The sequence below is a fragment of the Planomicrobium sp. MB-3u-38 genome (assembly GCF_002836425.1).
GTDB classification, from domain to species: Bacteria; Bacillota; Bacilli; order Bacillales_A; family Planococcaceae; genus Planococcus; species Planococcus okeanokoites.
In genome coordinates, this window is sequence record NZ_PJBO01000023.1 from 13,312 (window position 1) to 32,581 (window position 19,270).

Genomic DNA, 19,270 nt, shown 5'->3' on the forward strand with positions numbered 1-19,270 from the left:
ACAAAGGAGGGTTAATGATGAATACGATGCCAGACCAGATTGAACAGCAGGAACTCGTCATGAAAGACGAAAACCAATTGAAAGTGCAATTGAAAAAAGATCCTCAAGTACTGCAATTGGCTTCAAAGATCGATCCGAAAAACCAGATTGAGCTATTGGAATTCGGACGCGAACCGGCAAATGAAATTTCAGCGTTTACAGGGAAAGTCCTGAATTCTGTCCAGGCGAACAGCATGGAGGAATCCAGTGAGCTGTTGAAGCAGCTGGGCAGAATCATGGATAAATTCGATAAAAAGGATTTTGTTGAGAAGAAAGGCTTCTTAAACAAAATCTTCAATAAAGGAAATAAGATGATCGAACAGCTCTTCAATAAATACCAGACGATGGGTACGGAAATCGATAAAGTTTATGTGGAAATCACCAAATACGAGTCGGAGATGAAAAAATCGACGACGACCTTGGAAAACCTGTACGATCAGAATTTCCAATATTTCATGGAATTGGAAAAATACATCGCAGCCGGAGATATTAAAGTCGAAGAACTGAAAGCGCAAGAACCGGAAGTCCGCAAGAAAGCGGAAACTGGGGACCAGATGGCATTGATGGAATTGAATTCATTGCAGAATGCCATCGAACTTCTGGAACAGCGCGTATATGATCTGGAAATGGCGAAGCAGGTTTCCTATCAGGCGGCTCCGCAAATCCGTATGCTGCAGCGTGGCAACACGAAATTGATCGGGAAAATCAATTCAGCTTTCGTTACCACGATTCCGATTTTCAAAACCGGTCTGATCAACGCAATCGCGGCAAAACGCCAGAATTTGGTCGCTGAATCGATGAGCGAACTGGACCGACGCACAAACGAGATGCTATTGAACAATGCAAATGATATTTCCCGGCAGTCGGTTGATATCGCTCGCATGTCCGGCCAGCCGAGCATCAAGATTGAAACCATCGAGCAGACATGGGAGACTATTATGCAAGGCATGAACGATACGCGGGCCATTGAAGACGAAAACCGCAAGATGCGGGAAGAAGGGCGCCTGCGCATCGAAGAATTGCAGAAGAAATATGAGGATACACAACGAAAGTAAGAAAAGCGGAAGCGCCCGTTCAGCTCCGACAGGTATAAGACGGAACAGCGGAGCGGTGTTCTTTGCCGCATAGCTGGTCTGGCTTATGTCCCGAGGGGCTGGGCGCTGGAGTCTGGACAAGGAAACGCTTCTTTCGAAGCCATCTCAAGCTAAAAAGTTGTGCTTTCTTATAAAATAAAGTTATCGGAGGAGATTATTAATGTCATCAATCAACCTGTCAAAAGGCCAAAAAATCGACTTAACAAAAACAAATCCGGGACTCACAAAAGTGACAGTAGGCCTCGGCTGGGATACGAACAAGTATAGCGGCGGCGGTGATTTCGACCTTGACGCGTCCATTTTCCTTGTAGGCGAAAACGGCAAATCCCGCGGACCGGAAGATTTCGTTTTCTATAACAACCTGGTTGGCGGAAACGGTTCTGTTACCCATACAGGCGACAACCTGACTGGTGAAGGTGAAGGGGACGATGAGCAAGTGATCGTCGACTTGCCGAATGTGCCTGCTGAAATCCATAAAGTTGTTTTCACGGTTACAATCCATGAAGCGGATAGCCGCGGCCAGAATTTTGGCCAGGTATCCAATGCTTTCATCCGTGTCATGAACGAAAGCAATAACGAAGAAATTCTGCGTTATGACCTTGGCGAAGATTTTTCCATCGAAACAGCGCTTGTGGTCGGTGAATTATACCGCCACGGAGGCGAATGGAAATTCAACGCAATCGGCAGCGGCTATCAGGGCGGACTTGCTGCACTCGTCAGCGATTTCGGTTTGGCATAAACAGAATCAGGACCGTTCCTCTTTTGAGGAGCGGTCTTTTTTAAATTTTTTATTTCAATGGAGGACCAGTCCCTAAAAGGATGAAAACGCTTCCTTAGATTTCTGAATAGTAAGATTTCGTTGACAATCATTTTCTATGTGTATATGATGGATGAAATTCCAATACAGAAAATTATTTAGATGGAGACAAGGTCTGGGTATGGAAATCTGCAGAGAGCTGATGGATGGTGAAAATCAGCGTTTTCCTCCCGGATCAGCACTCCTGAATAGATGGGCCGAATCACAGTAGGCCTTTCCGTTTCGTGCGCGTTAAGCATTTGGACCAATGAGGCTGTGCATCAGCAGCGAATTAGGGTGGTACCGCGAATAAAGGCTTTTCGCCCCTTGCATCTTTATGTGAGGAGTGAAGGGCCTTTTTTTCGTTCATTCCCGAAATTGAAATTCAAAAATGAAAAGGGAAGAGGGAGATTTTATGTTGACTGATCAGCAGATTTTGCGGATACCGGGTCCGAGCCCGATACCGCCAAGTGTCAGCCGTGCAATGGCGCAGCCGATGATTGGCCACAGAGGACAGAGTACGTCCGATATGCTGTCTGTCATCCGTCCGAAACTGAAGCGTGTTTTTGGCACAGAGCAGGAGGTTCTGATTTTAACTGCCAGCGGAACGGCAGGACTGGAGGCAGCCGTGGTCAATGCAGTCGCACCGCATGATGAAGTGCTGGTCATTGTGAGCGGTGCTTTCGGGGAGCGCTTCGCGGATATCTGTAAGACCTATAATATTCAAACACATCTTATTGAAACAGAATGGGGCAAAGCGGCGACTGTTTCCGATATCACCGAAGCATTTGAGGCACATCCGAATATCAGGGCTGTATTCATGACTTATTGTGAAACTTCTACAGGTGTCCTGAATCCGGTAAAGGAGTTGGCTGCTGAAATTCGGAGCAGATCTGAAGCGTTGATCATTGTGGACGGCGTTTCCTGCATTGGAGGTGTGGAAACCAGAATGGATGAGTGGGGACTTGATATTGTCGTTAGCGGTTCCCAAAAGGCTTTCATGCTGCCGGCGGGTCTTGCGTTTATTGCAGTAAGTGACCGTGCATGGAATAAAATCGAAAGGAATCCTCAGCCACGGTTTTACCTGGATTTGAAAAAGCACCAGGATAATCTGATAAAAGATACAACCCCATTTACGCCGGCGCTGTCACTTCTCTTTGGTCTGCAAAAAGCGCTGGAGCTGATGGAAGAGGAGGGGCTCGTAAATGTTTATGCAAGACATGACCGGCTGATGAAGATGACGAGGTCCGCTTTCAAAGCCCTCGGCGTTCCGCTTTTGACAGAGGACAAAGATGCTTCTCCCACTGTAACGGCCGTTAAGCCGGCAGACTTTGACGCTGAAGTGCTGCGGAAAGTGTTAAAAGGAGAGTTTGCCATGGAAGTGGCAGGCGGTCAGAAGATACTTGCAAATAAAATATTCCGCATCGGACATATGGGCTATTGTTCACCGGCAGATATGCTGCAGGCGATAGCCGCGATTGAAATCGCCATTGCCAAAGCAGGAGGAGAAATTCAGCTTGGGAGCGGTGTCAGGGCAGCGCAGCAGGAATATCTGAAAGGGGCGAATGGATGATGAAGGAATACAGAATTTTGGTAAGTGATCTATTGAGTGAAGAAGGGATTTTTCCTCTCCGCGATGCAGAAGGGTTAAGCGTGGTTTTCGATACTGAGCTAACGCCGCAGGAACTTGCAGAAAAAATTGGCGGTTTTGATGCCTTGCTTGTGCGCAGTAAAACGCAAGTGACACGGGAACTGATTGAAAAAGCTGAGCGGCTGAAAATTATCGGACGCGCAGGAGTCGGTGTAGACAATATCGATTTGGAAGCGGCCACTGAAAAAGGGATCATCGTGGTGAACGCACCGGATGGCAATACGAATTCCGCTGCGGAACATACCATTGCGATGCTGATGTCGATGGCGCGTAAGATTCCACAAGCTTTTACAGCGCTGCGCAACCGGGAATGGGATCGGAAATCGTTTGTGGGGGTGGAGCTGAAAGGGAAGACTTTGGGTGTCGTAGGATTGGGCCGGATTGGAATGGAGGTTGCGGTGCGGGCAAAAGGCCAAAGGATGAACATCATCGCTTATGATCCTTTTTTGACGCAAGAGCGGGCTGAAGAACTGGGCATCGGTTTCGGGACAGTGGAAGAAGTCCTGAAGGCATCGGATTTTATAACGGTGCATACACCGTTGTTGAAGGAAACACGCCATCTGATAAATGCGGAAGCTTTCAAGTTGATGAAACCCGGCGTGCAGATCATCAATTGCGCGCGAGGCGGCATCATCGATGAAATTGCCTTGTACGATGCGATCAAGTCCGGCAAAGTAGCAGGAGCGGCGCTCGATGTATTTGAACAGGAACCGATGGTCGATTTCCGGCTGCTTGACTTGCCGGAGGTCGTTGCGACTCCGCATCTTGGCGCCAGCACTTTTGAAGCGCAGGAAAACGTGGCAATTGATGTCAGCCATGATGTAGTCAGTTATTTCAGCACGGGGACGGTAAGGAATTCAGTTAACCTGCCGTCGGTGCCAAGGGAAATCATGAAGAAAATTGAACCTTATTTTGATCTTTCTGAGCGGTTAGGCGCTTTTTTGACAGATCTTTCGGACAGCACGGCTACAGAGGTGAATATCAGTTATTCGGGTGAATTGGCCGATTTCGAAGTCGGTCCCTTGACACGCAACGTCCTGAAAGGACTGCTCAAGCGCCATTTGGGTAATCGGGTGAACGATGTCAACGCCATGTTTCTTGCCCATCAAAAAGGCATTACCGTAAATGAAAACAAGTCTGCCTCATCCAAAGGTTTCACCAATCTTATTTCTGTAGAAGTTTTGACGGCAACAGGCAGACGGAAAACGGCCGGGGCTTTATTGAATGGCCAAGGCCCACGTATCGTCAAAGTTGATGATTATATTGTAGATGTCGTTCCTGATGGGCATCTGCTATTTATCCGCCATCACGACCGGCCGGGCGTCATCGGCCGCGTAGGAACGCTTCTTGGGCAGGAAGGTGTCAATATTGCGACGATGCAGGTGGGACGTTCAGCGGAAGGCGGAGCCGCCATTATGATGCTGTCGATAGATAAGCCGGCTGAAGAAAAAAGTCTCCGCCAATTGGAGGAATTGGCAGAGATCGACAAGGTGAAAGCGGTGGACTTATAGTAGTTGCTTCTTCGCTGATTTAAAGTTTTTCCAGTAACGGCATCAATTCCTGCAAATTCCGTATCTCAAAATCAGGGGAAATGGAATTATGCGCTGTTTTTTGCTCGCGGTTTACCCAAACTGACTTGATGCCGGCTCGATTAGCGCCGAGAATATCGGTCAGCAAGTTGTCACCGACCATCAAAGTTTCTGCTTTATGAGAGCCGGTTTTGGTTAAGGCATATTCAAAAATAGATACATCCGGCTTGCCGACACCGAAGGCACCGGAAACGATGATCGTATTGAAATAAGGGGCGATTTCCGGAGATATGTCCAGTTTAGTCTGCTGGAGACTTGGTGAACCGTTTGTCAGGAGCACGAGTTGATAGCGGCCTTTCAAATGATTGAGGATTTGGAATGTCTCCTCATAAATAAAAGGATTTCTGCGCCGCATCGCAGGAAAATATTCACTCAGTTGTTCTGCCAGTAGATCATTCTCGATACCCGACTTTTTGAGCGCGTTTGTCCAGGCTGTTCGCCGATATGCCGGCATAAGTCTTTTCATGTTTTGGAACTGTTCACCTGCATCGTCGAATTCACCCCATAATCCTTCGAAAGGATTGATGCCAATCGACTTGGTGAATTCATAAACTTCTGTTTCAGCGTATGCAGCAGCAGCTTCAGAGCGGATAGCCTTTTCAAGTTCGCCGGCTTTTACTCCGCATTCTTTTTCAGCGTACAAACAAGTCATCTGCAATGCAGTTTCCACACTTTTCTTGTCCCATAATAATGTATCATCCAAATCGAATATGATGGTTTTAATCAAACATCTCAACTCCTGAAAGGCTTTTTTCAAGTGTACTGCACCTTCAGGGGAAATCATAGAGTCGACACAATTGCTCCGGCTGAAGTATTTGGAAGATGCTATCATGTTGGAAGAGGAGTGAAGATCATGAAAATTGCCATGGCCATTCGACCTTTAATCGAAGAAGCGGGTTATTTTATTCAAACTTGCTACAATGAATTGGGAAAAAATGAATCAGAAATTCACAAGCGGATGAACAGTATCATAGAAGAAGTGGATGAAACAGGCACCTATACACATACATTTGAGGAACTGGAACACGGAGCACGGATGGCGTGGCGCAATAATAACCGGTGCATCGGCCGCCTGTTCTGGAATACGTTGACCGTTTTTGACGCGAGGCATCTTGAGACAGCGGAAGATGCATTCAATGCTTTAGTTGACCATATTGAGTACGCAACCAACGATGGAAAAATCCGCCCGGCTTTAACCGTATTCCCTGCGCAGCAAAATAACACAGACAAACTGCGACTCTGGAATCACCAGCTTCTGCGCTATGCGGGCTATGAAAAAGATGGAACCATAGTCGGTGACTCGTCCTCTGTGGAGTTTACGAAGCAATGTATGGAATTGGGCTGGAAAGGGCAAGAGACGGCTTTTGACATTCTGCCTATCGTCATTGAAGAAATAGAGGGAAGTGTAAAATACTTCAAAATCCCGGAGCACGCAGTGATGGAAGTGGAAATAAAGCACCCGGAAATTAATGGTTTTGCCGAACTTGAAGCCAAATGGTATGGCGTGCCGATCATATCGGATATGAAGATGGAGATAGGTGGCGTCCATTATACGATGGCTCCATTCAACGGATGGTATATGGGCACTGAAATCGGCGCACGCAATCTGGCTGATGAAGATCGTTATGATCTCTTGCCGGCAATCGCTGAGAAGATGGAGTTGGATACCAAATTAAACCGCTCACTTTGGAAGGATAAAGCTCTTGTCGAATTGAATATAGCAGTATTGGAATCATTTGCGGAGGCTGGCGTTACCATCGTCGACCACCATACAGCAGCCAAGCAGTTCAAGAATTTCGAGAAGAAGGAAGAAACAGCCGGACGCAAGGTCACCGGAAATTGGGCATGGCTCATTTCGCCGATGTCGCCGGCTACAACGCACATCTTCCATAAGCCTTATAAAAATGACATCATCAAACCCAACTTCTTTTATCAAAAAGCACCTTATCATTCCTGAAAGGGGCAACACTAATGAAAGAATTCAAAATCACTTATTTTTTCGATGAAGAACATTATATTCGCCGGTTTATTTTTGTGGAGTCCCAGGAAAAGGCGGAAGCGCTTGTGCAAAGTGAGCGGGACCAATATATTTCATTCACCGACAGTAGAGGAATTTATCATGAACTGGATACGGGGAAAGTGCGGGTCACGCAAGTCTCGGAATATCATCGTATAGACAAGGCGAAATCCTGAGAAGCTCCGTGATCATTGGCGGCGCTTTTTCTTTTTGCGGCTTTCCTGCTGTATAGCTCGAATAAATGGCGGGTTTTATTATATAATAGAAGGAGTGAACGTTCTTCACATTCAAAGCTGAAAGAAAGTGGGAAACAGTATGGGACGCAAGTGGAATAATATCAAAGAGAAAAAAGCATCAAAAGACGCAAACACAAGCCGCATCTATGCGAAATTCGGACGGGAGATTTATGTGGCCGCCAAACAGGGCGAGCCGGATCCGGAATCGAACCAGGCGCTGAAAGTCGTATTGGAGCGGGCAAAAACATACAGTGTGCCAAAAGCGATCATTGACCGGGCGATTGAAAAAGCCAAAGGCGGATCGGAAGAAAGTTATGACGAACTTCGCTACGAGGGATTCGGGCCGAATGGTTCCATGGTAATTGTGGACACATTGACGAATAACGTGAACCGTACAGCTTCTGATGTACGCGCAGCGTTCGGTAAAAACGGCGGCAATATGGGTGTCAGCGGTTCTGTCGCTTATATGTTCGATCCGACGGCGGTTATCGGAATCGAAGACCAGAAGACGGCGGATGAAGTGCTTGAAATGATGATGGAAGCGGATATTGATGTCCGCGATGTCATTGAAGAAGAAGATGCGGTGATTGTGTATGCCGAGCCGGATCAATTCCATTTGGTGCAGGAAGCTTTCAAAGAAGCGGGCATCACTGATTTCACTGTTGCTGAGCTTACGATGATGGCGCAGAATGATGTGGAGCTGCCGGAAGACGCGCAGGCGCAGTTTGAAAAAATGATTGATGCCATCGAGGATTTGGAAGATGTCCAACAGGTTTACCATAATGTCGATTTAGGATAACGAGTGTAAGAAAAGCGACGGCACCCGTTCAGCTCTGACAAGCATAAGACGGATCAGCGAAGTGGCTTTGGCCGCGCAGCTGATTTGGCTTATGACTCGAAGAGCTGGGTCGCCGGAGTCTGGACAAGAGAAAAGCGACGGCACCCGTTCAGCTCTGACAAGCATAAGACGGATCAGCGAAGTGGCTTTGGCCGCGCAGCTGATTTGGCTTATGACTCGAAGAGCTGGGTCGCCGGAGTCTGGACAGGAAAAACAGCCCTTTTTTACTGGAGGGCTGTTTTTTTTTATCCGCAATGCAAGTTCTTCGTGTAATATGGATTCAAGATTTATTTATACAGAAAGCCAAGGGGAATTTCAAAAAGGGGATGGAAAGATGTTCGATTTTCAGGTATTGGGTGCCAAGATTGTCGATGAATTATCAAACCTCATCGACAAAAAAGTATTGGTTACCGACAAAAACGGGTTTGTGATCGCCAGTACGGACCCGGTGCGCCTCAATACGTTCCATGAAGGGGCGACGCTTGCGATGAAAAATCAGCAGCCGCTCCATATGACCAAAGAAATGTGTGAGAACTTAGCCGGTGTTCGGCCCGGGATTGTCATGCCCATCATCATTTCAGATTTGCCGATAGGTGTATTGGGCGTTACGGGAAAGCCTTCTGAAGTTGAAAAGTACGCAAAATTGGTTAAAAAAGTCGCTGAGCTGTTTATCACAGACTTGATCTCCAGACAGGAAAAAGAGCGGGGAATCCGGGAAATCGAGTTTTTCTTTTTTGATCTGGTCACTTCGGACAGCTCTTTTGAGAGTCTTCAGGGCCGGGCGAAGATGTTGAACATCGATACTTCGCTGTATCAGCGAATAGCTATGATGCAGACCAATCGGCAATACGAAATCGAAGATGTGGAAAATCTGTTGCGAATCCAGACGATCCACCCGGAGTTGAAGATCATTCGATGGGGACTGGAGCGTTTAATATTCCTTCTGCCGAATATTTCAAAGCGGGAATTGATCAACGGCTTAGAGAAACTGGCAAAAAAAATCGCAGGTCCAGCAAATTCAACTTTGCCTGTAGGCATTGGAAAAGCCGGTGATTTTAATCAGCTCAAAGAATCTTTCAGGCAATCGGAAATGGCTCATGCGGTGTCCGCAAGGCAAGGGCAGATTGTGTTCGAAGAAGATCTTAAACTGGAGCTTCTTTATTATTCGATTCCGAAAGAGGTGCAGGAAGAATTCATCAGCCGTACAATCGCTCCTTTGCTGGATGAACCGGAGCTTCTTCACAATCTGGAAATATTCCTCCAGAAAAAATCCTCAGTCCAGGCAGTAGCGGATGAACTGCATATACATAAGAACACATTGCTTTACAGGCTCAATAAAATAGAAAAAATCCTGTCCATCAGCTTTGCTGATAATAACGATTTGGCGACGATCTACACAGCGCTTCGCCTCTACCGGAAAATCTGACCTTTGAGAAATCAGGGGTCTTTGTTTATTTGTCCAAAATTATTGTCCGAATTTTATATAAATTTGTATAGATACTACATAGATTGATAACTTGTAAGAATATTATAATAACATGTAAGCGTTATCAATTAGGTGGTGATCAAAATGACAGTACACAGCAAAGACCTTTTTGTTTCGATAGTTGGAAAAGAAAATGTTAAAGATACGCAGGCTCAGCTGCTTGCTTATTCATACGATGCAACAGCCAATTTCCAGGCAAAGCCGGATTTGGTTGTTTCACCAAGAAGCACAGAAGAAATTGCAGAAATTGTTAAAATTTGTGCAAGAGAACAAATCCCCATCGTTTCGAGGGGATCAGGAACCAATTTGGCAGCTGGCACAGTGCCAAGCAAAGGCGGTCTGATCGTCCTGTTCAATAATATGGATAAGATTCTCGAAGTGGATAAGGAGAATCTGACGATTACAGTGCAGCCGGGTGTCATCACTCAGGATATCTGTAATTTTGTAGAAAGCAACGGCTTGTTTTATCCTCCAGATCCAAGTTCGATGAAAATTTCGACAATCGGAGGCAATGTCAGTGAAAATTCCGGCGGTCTTCGAGGACTGAAATATGGAGTGACGAAAGATTACGTAAAAGCGATGACAGTCGTTTTGCCGGACGGCGAAACGCTGAAACTTGGCGGCAAGCTCGCGAAGGATGTCGCCGGATATGATCTGATGTCCTTGTTTGTCGGAGCAGAAGGGACACTTGGCATCATAACTGAAATTACGCTGAAACTGATTCCTTTGCCTATCTCCAAAAAAACAGGGATTGCCTATTTTAATTCACTTGAGGCGGCAGCAGAGACCGTATCGGCAATCATTGCCGATAAAATCATCCCTGTAACACTCGAGTTTATGGATAAAGGCACGATCGGGGCTGTAGAGGATTTTATGAAAATCGGATTGCCGCTTGATGCAGAAGCGATGCTGTTGATGGAACAGGACGGCAACGAGGAACAGGTTGAGCGGGATATTCAGCAGATGATCCGGATTGCGGAACTCAACGGCGCAACTTCAACGGCGCTTGCTTCCTCGAACGAAGAAGCAGAAGTTTTGAAAACCGGGAGACGCGCTGCATTGTCGGCACTAGCGCGGAAACGCCCCACTACCATTTTGGAAGATGCGACGGTACCGCGATCGGAAATTGCAAATATGGTTAAAGCGATACAGCAGATATCTGAAAAATACGATGTCCAGATCAGCACATTCGGCCATGCCGGAGACGGCAATCTTCACCCGACTTGTCTGACGGATGTCAGGGATGAGGACGAAATGCTCCGGGTGGAACAAGCGCTTGCTGAAATTTTCCATATTGCCATCGAACTCGGGGGAACAATTACAGGAGAACATGGTGTAGGAGAAATGAAAGCCCCTTACCTCGAATGGAAATTGGGCGAAAGCGGCATCCGGGTCATGAAAGCGATCAAGCAGTCGATGGATCCGCAGAACATCATGAATCCGGGCAAAATGTTTGCGAAGGAAACCAAGATGAGGCTGGTGATCAACAATGGTCAGTGAATTGCAGCAACGCATGCAGGACTCATTCGTTGAACACGTAGACGAAGAACTTTTGATGGATTGCATGCGCTGCGGCTTTTGCCTTCCAGCCTGTCCTACTTATCTGGCTACCAATCAGGACGAATCGCACTCCCCGCGTGGCCGGATTGCGTTGATGAAAGCAATTCGCGACGGAGATGTCGTCTGGGATGGTTCAGTCGAAGAATCATTCGATATGTGCCTCGGCTGCAGGGCATGCGAACCAGCCTGTCCTGCAGGTGTCCAATACGGTGTCCTGATTGAAGAAACGAGAGTGGCTGTCCAGCAGGCGAAGCCGATCAGCGTAACAGAAAAAGCAATCCGCAAAACAACTTTCGATGGGGTATTCGCCGATCAGAAGAAAATGGCTGCAGGAGTAAAGCTGGTCCAGTTTTATCAAAAATCCGGGCTGCAGAAAGCTACAAGAAAAATCGGGTTCCTGAATCTGTTTCCGCCCTTTATGAAGCAAATGGAAGCTGCGCTGCCAACTATCGAAACCAAGAAAAAGCGGGAACCGGTGTTGAAACCAAGCAGCTTGAAAGTTGCATTTTTCTCAGGATGTCTCATGGATACGCTGTTTCAGGAAACTAACCGCAAAACAATCGAAATGCTCGAATGGCTTGGTGCGGATATCGTACTTCCGAAAGAGCAGCAATGCTGCGGTGCTTTGCATGGCCATAGCGGTGAAATGGAAAAAGGGATGCGGAACGCTAAAGCGAACCTTAAAGCATTCGATTCCGATGACTTTGATTATATCGTCAATAATGCCGGCGGCTGTGGTGCTTTTCTTTCAGAATACGGAAAGCATCTGGAGAAGGATCCGCAATTTGCTGAGAAAGCAGCGGAATTTTCCCGCAAGACGATTGATATTTCTTCTTTATTTGTGAAATTGGGTTTGAATGCCAAATTGAAGCAAATGGGCGGGGCAGAAGAATCGCTTGTAACCTATCAGGATTCCTGCCACCTCCGCAATGTCAATGGTGTGTTTTTAGAGCCAAGGTCGCTCCTTCAGGATGCGCCGGGCTTTGAATATAAAGAGTTGATCGATGCTGGATGTTGCTGCGGGTCAGCAGGCATCTATAACATTCTCCAACCAGAAATGGCCAAACGGATTCTTGATGCCAAGATGAGAGGGGTGAAGGAAATGCAGCCGGCAATCGTGGTTACGTCCAACCCGGGCTGCCTGATGCAAATGCAGATGGGGATTCAGAATGAGGGACTTGAAAAAGAAATGAAAGCAGTTCATATCGTGGATTTCCTCTACGATGCGATCCACCAAAATCAAACACAGGGGTGAAGAAAATGTTGAAGAAAAAATTCGGTTTTGCAGCAATTGGCATGTCGGCAGCATTAGTCTTGGGAGCTTGTAGTTCAGATACGGGATCGGAAGCGAACGCTGATGAAGCGAAAGAATATGATCTGAAAATGTCCGTAACGGTTTCAGATTCTTCGACTTGGTACGAAGCTGCTGAAAAATTGCGTGACGATCTGGCAGAAGAAAGTGACGGCCGCATCAATATTGAACTTTATGCGAATGAGCAATTATCCGGCGGCGATTCCGGGAAAGCGGTTGAAGGATTGGCGAAAGGTTCGATCGACCTGACGTTCAACTCGACTATTATTTACTCGATCCTTGATGACCGCTTTGGTGTGGCAAGTGCACCATTCCTGTTTGCAGGTACCGATGAAGTGGATCCTGTGTTTACTGGCGAAGGCGGAGATATGCTGAAAGATATCCTGGCTGAAAAAGGCGTCCATGCTCTTGGCTACGGACAAAATGGTTTCCGCCAGCTGACGAACAGTGTCCGTGAAGTAAAAACGCCTGAAGATTTGAAAGGTATGAAAATCCGTATTCCAGGAATCACAATGTACACAGATCTTTACCGTGAACTGGGGACAGACCCGCAGACGATGACATTCTCTGAAGTGTTTACAGCACTGCAGCAAGGTACAATCGACGGTCAGGAAAATCCGATCGATGTTATCTATTCTTCAAAATTGGCTGAAGTTCAGGATTACATCACAATGTGGAACTATTCATATGATCCGCTTGTGCTGGGAATGAATAAAAAATTATACGATTCAATGAGCGATGCGGACAAAGAGCTGTTTGACCGTCTGGGCAAAGAGGCAGCTGAGTATCAAGTGGAAATCGCGCGTGAGAAAGAAGCTTCACAAATTGAAGAGCTGGAAGCTGCCGGAATGCAATTCTACTACCCGACAGAAGAAGAACTGGCTCTATTTGCAGAAGCAGTACAGCCGGTATACGCAAAATATGAAGATATCTGGGGTGCTGATCTGTTAAAAGCTTTCAAGGGTGAGTAAGGAGGGGCAACGATGAAAGTATTGAATCATTTGGAGGAAATCATACTGTTTATCACGTTTCTTGTCATGACTATCATCGCTTTCGCGAATGTAGTGACACGGAACGTGGCGAATGCGTCCCTTTCCTTTACAGAGGAAATCACTATTAACCTGTTCGTATTGTTAACATTTGTCGGTACAGCTGTAGGTGTGCGCCGTTACGCGCACCTCGGCTTTACTTTATTATTCGATAAAATGAACCTGCTGTTCAAGCGGATTCTGATCGTTTTTTCAACTTTGATGGGACTGTTTTTATTTGGGATCCTATTCTGGTACGGCATTCAGATGGTGATGTTCCAGATGGATATGGGGCAGAAAACTCCAGCTCTTGGATGGCCGCAATGGGTCATGTCGTCGGCGTTGCCGATTGGTGCGTTCCTGTGCGTTGTCCGGACTGTGCAAGTATTTATAGAAGAAATGAAAATGATCGGCAAAGCCACTGTGGAAGGAGATGAAGCCTGATGATGGCATTAATGTTATTTGGATTATTTTTCCTCCTGGTGTTTCTGCGGGTGCCGATCGCTATTTCCCTCGGTGTATCTTCAATAGCTGTCCTGGTTTACAGCAGTGGGATATTCGGCCTTGAAATGGTAACCGATATCATGTATACAAGTGTCGCGAAATTCACCCTTCTGGCGATTCCTTTCTTCATCCTGGCTGGGGTCATTATGGAGCATGTCGGGATTTCCAAAAGGCTTATCGATTTTGCCCAGACATTAGTAGGGCACAGGAAAAGCGGAATCATTTTTGTCACAGTCATCGTAGCTATATTTTTTGCGGCAATTTCAGGATCAGGCCCAGCCACTGTAGCGGCAATCGGAGGGATCCTGATACCGGCGATGGTCAAGAACGGTTATAAAAAAGAGACAGCTGGAGCGCTTGTGGCAAGTTCCGGTGCTATAGGCATCGTTATACCGCCTAGTATCGCGTTCATCGTGTTTGCTGTAGTGGCAGGCGATCAGATTCCGGTGACGATCAACCGGCTTTTCATGGCTGGTGTGGTTCCAGGAATTCTCATGGGTCTTGCATTTGTCGTAGCAGCGATGATTGTTCGATATACACAGGAGAAAAAAGGCGCTTTTATCATTCCAGGAGGTTTGGATACGAGAAAAGCGACCGGCAAAGAACGGTGGCATGCTTTCCTGAGAGCGCTGCCGGGCTTGATGATTCCGGTCATAATTCTGGGCGGTATCTACGGAGGATTCTTTACACCGACTGAAGCCGCAGTGGTAGCCGTGGTTTACGGTTTGCTGGTGGGCATGTTCATGAACCGTGACAATACATTTAAAAAAATCTACAGGATTTTTATCGAAGCAGCTCTGCAGACAGCAGTGGTTATGATCATTGTCAGCGCTGCATCGGTATTCGCTTACATAATTACAACCGAGCAGATTGCCCGTGACATTTCAGACGGCATTATGGGTATGACAACCAATCCAATCATTATCCTTTTACTCGTGAATGTTCTGCTGCTGATTGCTGGAGCTTTTATCGATGCAATCTCAGCCTATTATATATTTGTTCCGATTCTGCTCCCAATCATGCTGTTCCTCGAAGTCGATCCAACCGTCTTCGGTGTCTTCATGACTGTCAACTTGGCAATTGGGTTATTTACACCGCCTGTCGGACTGAATCTTTATGTAGCAGCAGGCATTTCGAAAACGAATATAGTTGAAATTTCCAAAGGCGTACTGCCGTTTGTGGTTGCTGCAATCATCGTATTGATGATGGTGACATACATTCCGGCATTATCGACATTCCTGCCGGATCTATTAAATATCAAATAAGGGGCTGAAAATATGAGATTGAAAAACGAAGTAGCAATCATTACAGGAGCAGCAAGCGGAATTGGACAGGCAGTGGCTGTCCAGTTTGCCGAAGAAGGCGCTAAAGTCGTACTGGTCGATTTGAATTCCTGTGAAAAGACGATTGGTCTTTTGAATGGAGCAAAATACCTTGAATGTCTCGGTGACATCCGCGACCCGGAATTTGTCAAAGCGACTGTCAACAGAACTGTCGAAAAATATGGAGAAGTCCACATTCTTGTGAATAATGCAGGAACCTGCAGCCGTTTGGATTTGGAAGACATGACTTTGGAAATGTGGGATCGGGACTTGGATACGAATCTGAAAGCGACGTTCCTGTTTTCACAAGCTGTTGTTTATCCTCATATGAAAGAAGCAGGTTATGGTCGGATTGTTAATATCAGTTCGGTGTCAGGCATCAACGGCGGAGTAACTTCCGGTGGAAATGAAAAGAACGGTCGCTCCGGTCCTGCATATGCGGCTTCTAAAGGGGGCGTCATAGCATTGACAAGGTGGGTGGCGAAAGAGTTGGGCCAATACGGCATCACCTGTAATTCAGTAGCACCTGGTGCAACGCTTACTGCAATTACGGCAGGCGTCGAATACGATACCAGCAACCAGGTCATCGGCCGAATGGGCGAAGCGAATGATATCGCGAACGCTGTGCTTTATTTTTCTACAAAAGAAGCAGGCTATACAACTTCCCAAGTATTAAAAGTTGATGGAGGCGTCAGCATTGGATAAGAATCGGATTCAGGCGGTATACGATGAAACTTCGCACCGGATTGTGGGACGCTTAATGAAAGATGTGGACTTGTTTGAAGGCATAAAAGAAGTTTGTGCACATTTTGATGTTGCTGCCGCCAACTTCCAATGTCTGGGTTCACTGAAATATGCGACATATGTACAGATTGAACGCGGCGATACAGAAGGCGCGGTCAGGTATTCAGATAAGAAGGTTTCAGATTCGGCGGTTGAATTGCTGTCAGGCACCGGGTTCGTCGGTTATGATGAATCCGGCGAGTTGGATATCCATTTTCATGGAATGCTCATCGATTGCGATCAGCAAATAGACGGAGGTCATTTCATCTCTGGTGAAAATCCTGTGGCTGTAACGATTGAATTTATTTTATTCCCGTTAAAAGGGGTGCATTTAAAGCGTGGCATCGATCCTCATTGGTCATTGCCGGCTTTCCAGTTTACAGAAAAGGAGTGAAGCATTGAATGGAGACTTTAGGACAATTAGCGGTCAAATCAGCCAACGCTTATCCCGAAAAAACTGCCGTTAAAGATGGGGACAGGTATTTTGACTATAAAGAATTCATCGCCCGGGCAAGAGCTTTGACAGCTTATTTTCATGATTTGAATTTCAAAAAAGGCGATCGGATTGGTATCCTTATGTCCAACCGTCTGGAACACATTGAACTGGATGTGGCGGTCGCATTGGCGGGACTGATTAAAGTGCCGTTGAACTACCGGCTGCATCCGAAAGAACATCAGTACATGATAGAAGATGCTGGGCTCCGTCTTATTATTGGCGAACAGGGCCTGATTGATGCCGTGAATCCGGATTTGCAGATTTTGTACATCGGTGAAGATTATGAAGCTGTGATAGAAAAACATCATGGCCAGTCCTTCAGCGAAAATGTTGAGGAAGATGATCTTTTCGCCATCATGTATACGTCGGGAACAACCGGCAATCCGAAAGGCGTAATGCTGTCCCACCGAAATATCATCGCAGGTGCATTGTCGCTGGCGCAGGTATGTGAAGTGGATTATGAAGATATCATCGGCCATGCTGCCCCTTTGACGCATGGATCGAACTTCCTGAGCCATGTTGCCTGGCTGTATGGGCTGACGCAGGTCGTCTACAGCAAATTTGAACCGGAGGAATTTCTCGATCACCTTGAGAAAGACAAAGTGTCGGTGATGTTCCTGGTGCCGACTATGGTGAATTTGATGATTCAGCATCCGAACTTTGATGCATCCAAACTTGCCACCGTCAAATCGATCAACATGGCAGGATCAGCGATTGCTGCTTCAAAATTGCAGCAGGCACTCGATAAAGCGGGCGATATTTTCATCCAGACTTACGGTCAAGTAGAAGCTCCGATGTGCATCACGATGATGCCAAGAAATGAAATCCGGAATCGCCTAGATTCATGCGGACGCATTGGCACATTCGTTGACGTGAAAATCGTTGATGGAGACGGCCAGCAGGTTGCAGACGGTGAAGTAGGAGAGATCATTGCCAAAGGTTCGCTCGTCATGAAAGGTTACTGGAATAATGAAAAAGCGACTGCCGATACGCTGAAAGATGGCTGGCTTTACACAGGAGATCTTGGGTGGCGCGATGCCAAAGGGTTTGTCCATATTGTCGATCGGAAGAAAGACGTTATTATTTCTGGCGGTGTCAATATCTATCCGCGTGAAGTGGAAGAAGTGCTAAATCTTCATAAAGGTGTCAAAGAAACATGTGTCATTGGTGTCCCTGATGATAAATGGGGAGAATGCGTAGTGGCGTATGTGGTGCCGAATGGTACAGAAGAAGTCACAGTGGAGCAATTGATCGGCCTTTGCAAAGATAATCTGGCGAGCTTCAAAAAACCGAAAGAAGTTTTCATCGTGGACGAATTGCCTAAAAGTTCGTATGGTAAAATATTGAAACGTGAAATGAAACAAAAGCATGTGGAGGTGATCAAATGACCGGTGCATATGTGCACGGAATTGGTATGACGAAATTCGGGAAATTGGAATCTTCTTTAAAGGAATTATTGCTGGAGGCTTGTACAGAAGCGTTAAATGATGCAGGGCGTCCAAAAATTGATGCTGTCTATGTCGGGAATTTTATGGGTGGCAGTATTTCCAATCAGGAAATTCTTGGTGCCATTGTTGCAAACGATCTCGGTCTCGGCTACATCCCATCGACAAAAGTCGAAGGCGCTTGTGCTTCGGGTGGAATCGCTTTGCGCCAAGGGCTGCTTGGCATCATGAGCGGTGAATATGACACAGTGCTGGTGGCTGGTGCCGAAAAGATGAAACATGCGGAAACGGCCGACGTTACGCAAGCGATCAACGCTGCGATGGATACGACCACGACCGAAAAGCATGCCGGTTTGACATTCCCAGGTTTCTTCGGAGTGCTGTCCAATCGCTATTTCCATGAAACGGATGCGACAAAAGAGCATCTTGCCCGGGTTGCGCTAAAGAATCGGCAAAACGGCGTCAACAATCCGTTGGCGCAATTTCCGAAGCCGACGACGCTGGAAGAAATTATGGCGGCACGTATGATTACGGATCCGCTTGGCCTGTTTGACTGTTCACCGATGACGGACGGAGCGGCGGCTATTGTAATCTCCAGAAAGAAATCCCCGATTCATGTGCGTGCGAGTTCACAAGTATCCGGACCGACAAAAATGCAGGATGCTGTCAATCTGCTGTCCATTCCTGCAATCGGTGAATCTGGCAGGCTTGCTTACGAAAAAGCGGGTTTGGGTCCGGAAGACATTGACGTCGTGGAAATCCATGACTGCTTCTCGATGACTGAAATCATTGCAATCGAGGAATTGGGCTTCTATAAACCATTGGAAGGCTGGAAAGCTGTTGAAGAAGGCAGAACCCAAGTCAATGGGGAAAAGCCCGTGAATACAAGCGGCGGGTTATTGTCACGCGGCCATCCGATCGGTGCTACCGGAATCGCGCAAGTTTACCAATTGGTGCGACAGCTTCGCGGCAACGCGGCCAACCAGGTGGACGGCATGCCACGCATCGCGCTGGCCCAAAATTTAGGGGGCACCGGTTCTTACTCGACTGTCCATATATTAGAAAGGGTGTAAG

The 19,270-nt window shown here is 46.8% G+C and carries 18 protein-coding genes and 1 other annotated feature; of the genes, 17 read left to right on the forward strand and 1 reads right to left on the reverse strand.

Annotated features, from left to right (window positions below):
* Positions 1-17 precede the first annotated feature (17 nt).
* The 4 genes from CXF70_RS06785 (at position 18) to serA (ending at position 5,091) form a co-directional block, all read left to right on the forward strand.
* Complete coding sequence (locus CXF70_RS06785) at positions 18-1,094, forward strand: toxic anion resistance protein (RefSeq protein ID WP_101802025.1); 1,077 nt, start codon at positions 18-20, stop codon at positions 1,092-1,094.
* Positions 1,095-1,293: 199 nt separating this feature from the next.
* Complete coding sequence (locus tag CXF70_RS06790; RefSeq protein WP_084243990.1) at positions 1,294-1,872, forward strand: TerD family protein; 579 nt, start codon at positions 1,294-1,296, stop codon at positions 1,870-1,872.
* 168 nt (positions 1,873-2,040) lie between these two features.
* Positions 2,041-2,260, forward strand: a binding site (T-box leader).
* 84 nt (positions 2,261-2,344) lie between these two features.
* Complete coding sequence (locus tag CXF70_RS06795; protein ID WP_101802026.1) at positions 2,345-3,502, forward strand: pyridoxal-phosphate-dependent aminotransferase family protein; 1,158 nt, start codon at positions 2,345-2,347, stop codon at positions 3,500-3,502.
* Positions 3,499-5,091 (forward strand): phosphoglycerate dehydrogenase, encoded by a 1,593-nt coding sequence (gene serA, locus CXF70_RS06800; protein WP_199172800.1) that lies wholly within the window; start codon positions 3,499-3,501, stop codon positions 5,089-5,091. The genes CXF70_RS06795 and serA overlap by 4 nt, the downstream gene beginning before the upstream one ends.
* A gap of 19 nt (positions 5,092-5,110) precedes the next feature.
* On the opposite strand, the gene CXF70_RS06805 is transcribed toward serA, so the two are convergent.
* A complete protein-coding gene (locus CXF70_RS06805; RefSeq protein ID WP_101802027.1) occupies positions 5,111-5,896 on the reverse strand; it encodes an HAD family hydrolase in 786 nt (261 codons plus the stop codon).
* Positions 5,897-6,022: 126 nt separating this feature from the next.
* On the opposite strand from CXF70_RS06805, the gene CXF70_RS06810 reads away from it, so the two are divergent.
* The 13 genes from CXF70_RS06810 to CXF70_RS06870 all read left to right on the forward strand — a co-directional run bounded on the left by CXF70_RS06810 (position 6,023) and on the right by CXF70_RS06870 (position 19,269).
* Positions 6,023-7,126 carry a nitric oxide synthase oxygenase gene (locus CXF70_RS06810; RefSeq protein WP_101802028.1) on the forward strand — a complete coding sequence of 368 codons (1,104 nt, stop codon included), beginning with the start codon at positions 6,023-6,025 and terminating at the stop codon, positions 7,124-7,126.
* Positions 7,127-7,140: 14 nt separating this feature from the next.
* Complete coding sequence (locus CXF70_RS06815) at positions 7,141-7,362, forward strand: hypothetical protein (RefSeq protein ID WP_101802029.1); 222 nt, start codon at positions 7,141-7,143, stop codon at positions 7,360-7,362.
* Positions 7,363-7,501: 139 nt separating this feature from the next.
* Positions 7,502-8,221 carry a YebC/PmpR family DNA-binding transcriptional regulator gene (locus CXF70_RS06820; RefSeq protein WP_084243995.1) on the forward strand — a complete coding sequence of 240 codons (720 nt, stop codon included), beginning with the start codon at positions 7,502-7,504 and terminating at the stop codon, positions 8,219-8,221.
* Between the two features lie 373 nt (positions 8,222-8,594).
* Positions 8,595-9,686, forward strand: coding sequence for a CdaR family transcriptional regulator (locus CXF70_RS06825; protein WP_101802109.1), 1,092 nt, complete (start codon positions 8,595-8,597; stop codon positions 9,684-9,686).
* A 144-nt stretch (positions 9,687-9,830) separates the two neighbouring features.
* Positions 9,831-11,246: an FAD-linked oxidase C-terminal domain-containing protein gene (locus tag CXF70_RS06830; protein ID WP_084243997.1), complete on the forward strand. Its 1,416-nt coding sequence runs from the start codon at positions 9,831-9,833 to the stop codon at positions 11,244-11,246.
* The gene (locus tag CXF70_RS06835; protein ID WP_101802030.1) at positions 11,236-12,561 is read left to right on the forward strand and encodes a (Fe-S)-binding protein; all 1,326 of its coding nucleotides are present in this window, start codon (positions 11,236-11,238) and stop codon (positions 12,559-12,561) included. Before CXF70_RS06830 ends, CXF70_RS06835 begins: the two co-directional genes overlap by 11 nt.
* A gap of 5 nt (positions 12,562-12,566) precedes the next feature.
* The gene (locus CXF70_RS06840; RefSeq protein ID WP_101802031.1) at positions 12,567-13,589 is read left to right on the forward strand and encodes a DctP family TRAP transporter solute-binding subunit; all 1,023 of its coding nucleotides are present in this window, start codon (positions 12,567-12,569) and stop codon (positions 13,587-13,589) included.
* 12 nt (positions 13,590-13,601) lie between these two features.
* Positions 13,602-14,090, forward strand: coding sequence for a TRAP transporter small permease (locus tag CXF70_RS06845; RefSeq protein WP_101802032.1), 489 nt, complete (start codon positions 13,602-13,604; stop codon positions 14,088-14,090).
* Positions 14,090-15,415 carry a TRAP transporter large permease gene (locus tag CXF70_RS06850; RefSeq protein WP_101802033.1) on the forward strand — a complete coding sequence of 442 codons (1,326 nt, stop codon included), beginning with the start codon at positions 14,090-14,092 and terminating at the stop codon, positions 15,413-15,415. Before CXF70_RS06845 ends, CXF70_RS06850 begins: the two co-directional genes overlap by 1 nt.
* A gap of 12 nt (positions 15,416-15,427) precedes the next feature.
* Positions 15,428-16,177, forward strand: a complete 750-nt coding sequence (locus CXF70_RS06855; protein WP_101802034.1) for an SDR family NAD(P)-dependent oxidoreductase — start codon at positions 15,428-15,430, stop codon at positions 16,175-16,177.
* Positions 16,170-16,649, forward strand: coding sequence for a PCC domain-containing protein (locus CXF70_RS06860; protein ID WP_101802035.1), 480 nt, complete (start codon positions 16,170-16,172; stop codon positions 16,647-16,649). Before CXF70_RS06855 ends, CXF70_RS06860 begins: the two co-directional genes overlap by 8 nt.
* An 8-nt stretch (positions 16,650-16,657) precedes the next feature.
* A complete protein-coding gene (locus CXF70_RS06865; protein ID WP_101802036.1) occupies positions 16,658-18,139 on the forward strand; it encodes a class I adenylate-forming enzyme family protein in 1,482 nt (493 codons plus the stop codon).
* On the forward strand, positions 18,136-19,269 hold the full coding sequence (locus tag CXF70_RS06870; RefSeq protein ID WP_101802037.1) for a thiolase C-terminal domain-containing protein: 1,134 nt from the start codon (positions 18,136-18,138) through the stop codon (positions 19,267-19,269). The genes CXF70_RS06865 and CXF70_RS06870 overlap by 4 nt, the downstream gene beginning before the upstream one ends.
* Position 19,270: the final 1 nt, after the last annotated feature.

Excerpts from the sequence above, each read along its gene's own strand:
- CXF70_RS06785 (WP_101802025.1), top strand. The coding sequence starts at position 18 with ATGAATACGATGCCAGACCAGATTGAACAGCAGGAACTCGTCATGAAA.
- CXF70_RS06790 (WP_084243990.1), top strand. The coding sequence starts at position 1,294 with ATGTCATCAATCAACCTGTCAAAAGGCCAAAAAATCGACTTAACAAAA.
- CXF70_RS06795 (WP_101802026.1), top strand. The coding sequence starts at position 2,345 with ATGTTGACTGATCAGCAGATTTTGCGGATACCGGGTCCGAGCCCGATA.
- serA (WP_199172800.1), top strand. The coding sequence starts at position 3,499 with ATGATGAAGGAATACAGAATTTTGGTAAGTGATCTATTGAGTGAAGAA.
- CXF70_RS06810 (WP_101802028.1), top strand. The coding sequence starts at position 6,023 with ATGAAAATTGCCATGGCCATTCGACCTTTAATCGAAGAAGCGGGTTAT.
- CXF70_RS06815 (WP_101802029.1), top strand. The coding sequence starts at position 7,141 with ATGAAAGAATTCAAAATCACTTATTTTTTCGATGAAGAACATTATATT.
- CXF70_RS06820 (WP_084243995.1), top strand. The coding sequence starts at position 7,502 with ATGGGACGCAAGTGGAATAATATCAAAGAGAAAAAAGCATCAAAAGAC.
- CXF70_RS06825 (WP_101802109.1), top strand. The coding sequence starts at position 8,595 with ATGTTCGATTTTCAGGTATTGGGTGCCAAGATTGTCGATGAATTATCA.
- CXF70_RS06830 (WP_084243997.1), top strand. The coding sequence starts at position 9,831 with ATGACAGTACACAGCAAAGACCTTTTTGTTTCGATAGTTGGAAAAGAA.
- CXF70_RS06835 (WP_101802030.1), top strand. The coding sequence starts at position 11,236 with ATGGTCAGTGAATTGCAGCAACGCATGCAGGACTCATTCGTTGAACAC.
- CXF70_RS06840 (WP_101802031.1), top strand. The coding sequence starts at position 12,567 with ATGTTGAAGAAAAAATTCGGTTTTGCAGCAATTGGCATGTCGGCAGCA.
- CXF70_RS06845 (WP_101802032.1), top strand. The coding sequence starts at position 13,602 with ATGAAAGTATTGAATCATTTGGAGGAAATCATACTGTTTATCACGTTT.
- CXF70_RS06850 (WP_101802033.1), top strand. The coding sequence starts at position 14,090 with ATGATGGCATTAATGTTATTTGGATTATTTTTCCTCCTGGTGTTTCTG.
- CXF70_RS06855 (WP_101802034.1), top strand. The coding sequence starts at position 15,428 with ATGAGATTGAAAAACGAAGTAGCAATCATTACAGGAGCAGCAAGCGGA.
- CXF70_RS06865 (WP_101802036.1), top strand. The coding sequence starts at position 16,658 with ATGGAGACTTTAGGACAATTAGCGGTCAAATCAGCCAACGCTTATCCC.
- CXF70_RS06870 (WP_101802037.1), top strand. The coding sequence starts at position 18,136 with ATGACCGGTGCATATGTGCACGGAATTGGTATGACGAAATTCGGGAAA.